The 6,500-nt window shown below is 60.3% G+C and carries 5 protein-coding genes; 4 read left to right on the top strand and 1 reads right to left on the bottom strand.

Annotated elements, in window-relative coordinates; all coding sequences use genetic code 11:
• Window positions 1-164 precede the first annotated feature (164 nt).
• Window positions 165-764 carry a 50S ribosomal protein L25/general stress protein Ctc gene (locus tag J5J09_RS14680; RefSeq protein WP_208551624.1) on the bottom strand — a complete coding sequence of 200 codons (600 nt, stop codon included), beginning with the start codon at window positions 762-764 and terminating at the stop codon, window positions 165-167.
• 286 nt (window positions 765-1,050) lie between these two features.
• Between J5J09_RS14680 and J5J09_RS14675 the strand changes: the two genes are divergently transcribed.
• From J5J09_RS14675 to J5J09_RS14660, 4 genes are all read left to right on the top strand, one after another.
• Entirely contained in the window at window positions 1,051-3,141 is a 2,091-nt protein-coding gene (locus tag J5J09_RS14675; protein ID WP_208551623.1) for a bifunctional diguanylate cyclase/phosphodiesterase, read from the top strand.
• Between the two features lie 130 nt (window positions 3,142-3,271).
• Complete coding sequence (locus J5J09_RS14670) at window positions 3,272-4,231, top strand: helix-turn-helix domain-containing protein (RefSeq protein WP_208551622.1); 960 nt, start codon at window positions 3,272-3,274, stop codon at window positions 4,229-4,231.
• A gap of 132 nt (window positions 4,232-4,363) precedes the next feature.
• The gene (gene adh / locus J5J09_RS14665) at window positions 4,364-5,878 is read left to right on the top strand and encodes an aldehyde dehydrogenase (protein ID WP_208551621.1); all 1,515 of its coding nucleotides are present in this window, start codon (window positions 4,364-4,366) and stop codon (window positions 5,876-5,878) included.
• Window positions 5,879-5,980: 102 nt separating this feature from the next.
• Window positions 5,981-6,352, top strand: coding sequence for a DUF779 domain-containing protein (locus J5J09_RS14660; protein ID WP_208551620.1), 372 nt, complete (start codon window positions 5,981-5,983; stop codon window positions 6,350-6,352).
• Window positions 6,353-6,500 lie beyond the last annotated feature (148 nt).

Genomic DNA, 6,500 nt, shown 5'->3' with positions numbered 1-6,500 from the left:
CGTCACCATCTCGAGAGCCGTCTGTTCGGGAGCAGGTTTCTTCAACATGTCCCAGTGAATCATAAACCCCCGGATGTAGCCAGGGGTTTGTCAGCAGTCTGAATCCCGCCTCGGTGGAGGCGGGATTTCCTGTTTGCGGGTCGATCTCGTATTCGAGAGGCCTATCAGGCTTCGGTCTCGGTTTCTTCCGAAACGCCACCGGCCGGCGCCACGATCGTTGCGATCGTGAAGTCGCGGTCGGTGATGACCGGGGTCACGCCCTTCGGCAGCTTCACATGCGAGATGTGGAGGCTGTCGCCGATCTTGTGACCAGCGAGGTCGACCGTGATGAATTCCGGGATGTCGTTGGCCGGGCAGTGCAGTTCGACATCGTGACGAACGATGTTCAGAACGCCGCCGATCTTGATGCCGGACTTTTCTTCGTTGATGAAGTGAACCGGAACGGCAACGACGACCTTGCTGTCAGCTGAAACGCGCAGGAAGTCCACGTGCAGGAGGAAGTCACGAACCGGATCAAGCTGGTAGTCCTTGGGCAGGACCGAAACCTTCTTGCCGTCGACTTCGATCGTTGCGACGGTGGTCTTGAAACCGCCGGCATGAATGCGCTTTGTCAGTTCATTCGTGTTCAGCACGATGGAGACGGGGGGCTGCTTGTCACCATAGATGACAGCAGGAATGAGACCTTTGCGGCGAAGTTCACGGGAGGACCCCTTACCGACCCGTTCGCGCGCCTCGGCCTTGAGCTCGTATGAAGAGTGGCTCATGGCATTTCCTTTCGAGGTTATTTGGAGAGCTTGAAAGTGCCTGCAAAAGGCAATTTTTCGAAGCTGGAGGTGCCGTTTCCGGCAGACCTCATCCGCGTTGCCTCCAAGGGTGTCTGCGCGGACCGGGGCGCTATAGACCACGAAGCATGAAAATGCAAGGCGCTGCGGGGTGTTTCGGTCGGTGCACCGACCTCCGTATATTCAAGGATCGGTAACTACATATGCCAATCGTTTGGAAATTGCTTTTTGTTAGGAAGGGTGCGTCCGAATTTGCCGAGTTCATTTCATGCTGACTGTCCTTTCCTGCATTGTTGTCGACCATAACCCTGTGTTCACCGTCGCCGCCGTCCTGGTTTGCCTGACCGGATCGCTTCTGACCATGCGTCTGTTCGCGCGGGCACGACATACCCGAAAGGCGACACGGTTCAGTTGGCTGGCACTCGGCGGGATCATTGGAGGCGCGACGATCTGGACCACGCATTTCGTCGCTATGATGGGCTACAAGGCCGGCGTCGTCGTGGGTTACGAACCGGTCGGAACCCTTTCTTCGCTTGCCATCGCAATCACCGTGACGTCGGCCGGTTTCCTGATCAGCACGGTCCAGCAGCGCGGTGCGCTGATCGAGGCCGGTGGCGTCATCATGGGGCTCGGCATCGCCGCGATGCATTATACAGGCATGGACGCCTATGAAGTGCAGGGTCTCAAGCAATGGGATGCCAACTTCGTCCTCGCGTCCCTGATTGCCGGTGCGTTTCTCGGCGCTGTGGCGACCAACCGCATCGGCCGGCCGGTGACGCGTTTCTGCAAATACGGCGGCGCCGCCGCCATGATCTTGGCGATCGCATCGACGCATTTCATCGGCATGGCAGGCCTGACGATCGTGCCGATGGCAGACGCGGTCGTTCCGGCGAATGTCGTTCCGGAGGGCGTCCTTATCGTGGTCGTGGTCGCCATCATGATGATGATCCTCGCCCTTGGGGCAGCTTCCTATTTCATCGACATGCAGTCGACCCGGGCGAGCGCCGAGCGGTATCGTCATCTCTCCATGCATGACGCCCTGACCGGTCTCCCGAACAGGGTGTCGCTGATGGAGCATCTGGGGGAGGCGCTGGAGATGCCGGCAGGCCGGTCGCCCAAGATCGCAATCCTGTCTTTCGATCTCGATCGTTTCAAGGAGATCAACGACGTGCACGGTCATGCGGCCGGCGACCACGTCCTTCGGGCAATTTCCGAGCGCATGTCCGGCGTTCTCAATGATGACGAGTTCCTTGCCCGGGTGGGTGGTGACGAGTTCGTGGCCATCAAGACGCGCTACTTCACCCGGTCCGACGCGATGCATTTTTCCAAGCGGCTGATCGACCAGATCAGCCGACCCATCGAGTGGAAGGAGCAGATATTCCTCGTCGGATCGAGCGTCGGCATATCGATCTATCCGGATTCGGCGACGACCATTGACGATCTGCTTGCTCAGTCGGACGTCGCTATGTATCGCGCGAAGTCGACTGGTTCCAACAACATCTGCTTCTACGATATCTCGATGGATAGTGCAGCGCGCGAGCGCAACGCGCTGGCCATGGATCTGCGAACGGCGCTGCAGCAGCGACAGTTCGAGCTCTATTATCAAAGGCAGAACGAGACGGCGAGCGGCAAGGTGATCGGCTTCGAGGTCCTGCTGCGTTGGAACCACCCGCAGCGCGGTCGCATCTCGCCAGCGGATTTCATTCCGATCGCAGAGAAAACCGGGCTCATCAACCAGATCGGCGACTGGGTTCTCGAGGAGGCCTGCCGCGAGGCGGCGGCTTGGAGCAATCCCTTGTCGGTCGCGGTGAACGTGGCACCGGCGCAGCTTGCGGACGCGAAGTTTCCGCAGCGCGTCCAGGAGATTCTGCAGACAACCGGTCTGGATCCCCTGCGCCTGGAACTCGAAATCACGGAGTCCGGGATCATCCAGGATCAGCAACGCGCTCTGCAGACGATCCGTCAGTTGAAGGACGCGGGAGTGAGAATTGCGATGGACGACTACGGCACGGGGTATTCCTCGCTCTCGACATTGCAGCTCTTTCCGTTCGACAAGATCAAGATCGATCGCAGCTTCATCGACGGCGTTGCCACCAATCGTCATTCGGCGGCTATCGTCAGGTCGACGCTCATTCTCGCCGCCAGCCTTGATATTCCCGTTCTCGCCGAAGGGGTGGAGAACGCGGAACACATGACTTTTTTGCTCGATGAGGGATGTCAGCAGGTGCAGGGGTTCTATTATGGACGACCATCGCCGCGCGCCGACATCGAGATCGAGGTGAACGGCCCGGAGATCGAACTGCCGATGGATCAGCAGGTCACCGATCGCGAAGACGCAAAGAAGCCGGCCGCTGCCTGATTGTCGTCCCGACTGTCGCAGTTTTGCGACAGACCGGCCGCCCAAGTATCATGCGGACTTGAGGTTGCCACACGCCATTGAAACATGGATCGGCGAAGAGCATGATGGGCCCAAGCTTTGGGAGGAGCCGATGCGCCAGTCCGTGCGACATTCCGATCTTGTCTATGCGACCGCCTCGCGGCCATCCGCGGCGATCAGTTCGCCGATCGCGGCGTCGTGGATCCGGTGCCTCGATGTTCATCGACTAATGCCGGACGTGCCTCGGGATCCGGTGCAGGTGGACGCCGATGCATATACTTCTTCACGCGAAAGCATGGAGCCGCTCATACATGCCTGTGCCGACGAGTTCGACCGCCTTTACCAGACGGTCGGCCGCTCCGGTTGCTGCATCGTGTTGTCCGACCGGCACGGCGTGATCGTCGATCGGCGAGGGGCGGCCAGCAATGACGTCGAATTCAAGAAACTCGGTCTGTGGCAACGCAACCTCTGGAGCGAGGCGAGCGTCGGCACGAACGGTATCGGGACGGCGCTTGCCGACGAACGCAGCGTTATGATCCACCGCGATCAGCATTTCCTGTCTTCAAACATCTCGCTGAGTTGCGTCACGGCGCCGATCCGCGATCATCTGGGCCAGGTCGCCGGCGCAATCGACATCTCCACCTGCCGCGACGACGTGACCGACATGACGCTCGCGATGCTTTCGCACGCCGTGCGCGACGTCGCAGGCAAGCTGGAGACGACGCTGTTTCGCAGTGCCTTTCCCGGCGCCCGCATCGTCATGGTTCCGTCGGCTCCGATCTCATCAGTCGCACTGCTCGCCGTCGACCAGCACGACATGATTCTGGGAGCAACCAAGGCAGCGCGGTTGGCTCTTCGGCTTGACGATGCGCAGATACGGAGCGGCATGCCGGCAGCCGATGCGCTCAATGAAGACCGACGTGAGGTTAGCGCCGATCTCGAGGAGGCGGAACGGGCGGCGCTGCGGCGGGCACTTTCCCGCAGCAACGGCAATGTCTCTCTGGCGGCCCAGACGCTTGGTATCAGCCGCGCGACGATGCACCGGAAGCTGAAACGGCTTTCCTTGCAGTAGCGCCGCGACATATGTCGCAGAACTGAAACAGTGTGCGCTGCAATAGCCCCCGGGCGGTCTATCCTCTCGGCGTCGCTCCGACAATCATCGTCCCATCGGCCCGAGGAGGGCCTTTCACAGGGAGGATGACAGATGAATATCCAGGTTCAACCGGTTGCGAACACGCCGTTCAAGCTCCGTTACCGCAATTTCATTGGCGGTGAATGGCGCGACCCGATCAATGGTCGCTACTTCGACAATACGACGCCGGTCACTGGCGGCAAGCTTTGCGAGGTTGCACGTTCGGACGAGGCCGACATCAATCTGGCGCTGGATGCCGCCCACGCGGCGAAGGACAAGTGGGGCCGCACCTCCACCACCGAGCGCTCGAACATCCTCTTGAAGATCGCCGACCGGATGGAGGCCAATCTCGAGCTTCTGGCGCGGGCCGAGACGTGGGACAACGGCAAGCCGTTGCGCGAAACCATGGCGGCCGATATTCCGCTTGCGATCGACCATTTCCGTTACTTCGCCGCCTGCGTGCGGGCACAGGAAGGCACGATCGGCGAAGTGGACCACGATACGATCGCCTATCACTTCCACGAGCCGCTCGGCGTTGTCGGGCAGATCATTCCATGGAACTTTCCGATCCTGATGGCGGCCTGGAAAGTGGCGCCGGCACTTGCCGCAGGCAACTGCGTCGTCCTGAAGCCGGCAGAACAGACGCCGGCCTCAATCCTCGTGCTGGCCGAACTGATTGCCGATCTCCTGCCACCGGGCGTGCTCAACATCGTCAACGGCTTTGGTCTCGAGGCCGGCAAACCGCTCGCCTGCAGCCCGCGGATCGCCAAGATCGCCTTCACCGGCGAGACCTCGACGGGCCGTCTGATCATGCAATACGCCTCGCAGAACCTGATCCCGGTAACGCTCGAACTTGGCGGCAAGTCGCCGAACATCTTCTTCGAGGATGTGATGCGCGAGGACGACGACTATCTCGACAAGGCGCTCGAGGGCTTTGCGATGTTCGCGCTCAATCAGGGCGAGGTCTGCACATGCCCGAGCCGCGCGCTGGTGCATGAGAAGATCTACGACCGTTTCATGGAAAAGGCGGTGAAGCGGGTCGAGGCGGTGCGCCAGGGCAATCCGCTCGACATGTCCACCATGATCGGCGCTCAGGCGTCCAACGAGCAGTTGGAGAAGATCCTCTCCTATATCGACATTGGCAAGCAGGAAGGCGCGGAAGTGCTGACCGGCGGCTACCGCAACGAACTCTCCGGGGATCTTGCTGGCGGCTATTACGTCAAGCCGACCGTCTTCAAGGGTCACAACAAGATGCGGATCTTCCAGGAGGAGATTTTTGGTCCCGTTGTTTCGGTCACGACCTTCCGAGACGAGGACGAGGCGCTCGCGATCGCCAACGACACGCTCTACGGCCTCGGCGCCGGCGTGTGGAGCCGTGATGCGAACACCTGTTACCAGTTCGGCCGCAACATCCATGCCGGACGTGTCTGGACCAATTGCTACCACGCCTATCCCGCCCATGCGGCGTTCGGTGGCTACAAGCAGTCGGGTATCGGCCGCGAAACGCACAAGATGATGCTCGACCACTACCAGCAGACCAAGAACATGCTGGTGAGCTATAGCCCGAAGGCGCTCGGCTTCTTCTGAGCCGGCGTTTTCGTCTCATGTCCGGGTAGCCGCCAAGCTAACACCCGGACGTCCGGCGGCGGCCCCGATCGCCGCCGGACACCTTTTCGAGGGAGGTGAGGAATGACGAGCAGTTCGATTGCGCGCGTGATCGCCACGGACGCCGCGCTGGATTTCATCGCCGAGATTAGAAGAGACCACCCGGATATTCTCTTTCACCAGTCGGGAGGTTGCTGCGATGGGTCGTCGCCGATGTGTTATCCTTCCGCGGACTACCGGGTGGGAGAAACCGACATCAAGCTCGGCGACATCGATGACGTTCCCTTCTACATCAACCGGTCACAGTTCGAGGCCTGGCAGCACACTCAACTGATCATCGATGTGGTACCGGGACGGGGAGGAATGTTCTCGCTCGACAATGGCCGGGAGAGGCGCTTTCTCACTCGGTCGAGACTATTCGGGGAAGGGGAAGCTTGCCCGTTGCCGGATCGATGAGATGTGCCTGATCCGACGCATAAAAAAGCCCGGCAGTCTTACCTGCCGGGCTCAGACTGCTGACAAACCCCTGGCTACATCCGGGGGTTTATGATTCACTGGGACATGTTGAAGAAACCTGCTCCCGAACAGACGGCTCTCGAGATGG

Origin of the sequence: Ciceribacter sp. L1K22 (assembly GCF_017599385.1) — a bacterium.
Taxonomy (GTDB): Bacteria; Pseudomonadota; Alphaproteobacteria; order Rhizobiales; family Rhizobiaceae; genus Allorhizobium.
Note: the sequence above shows the minus strand (reverse complement) of the source record. Positions and strands in the feature narration are given on the sequence as shown.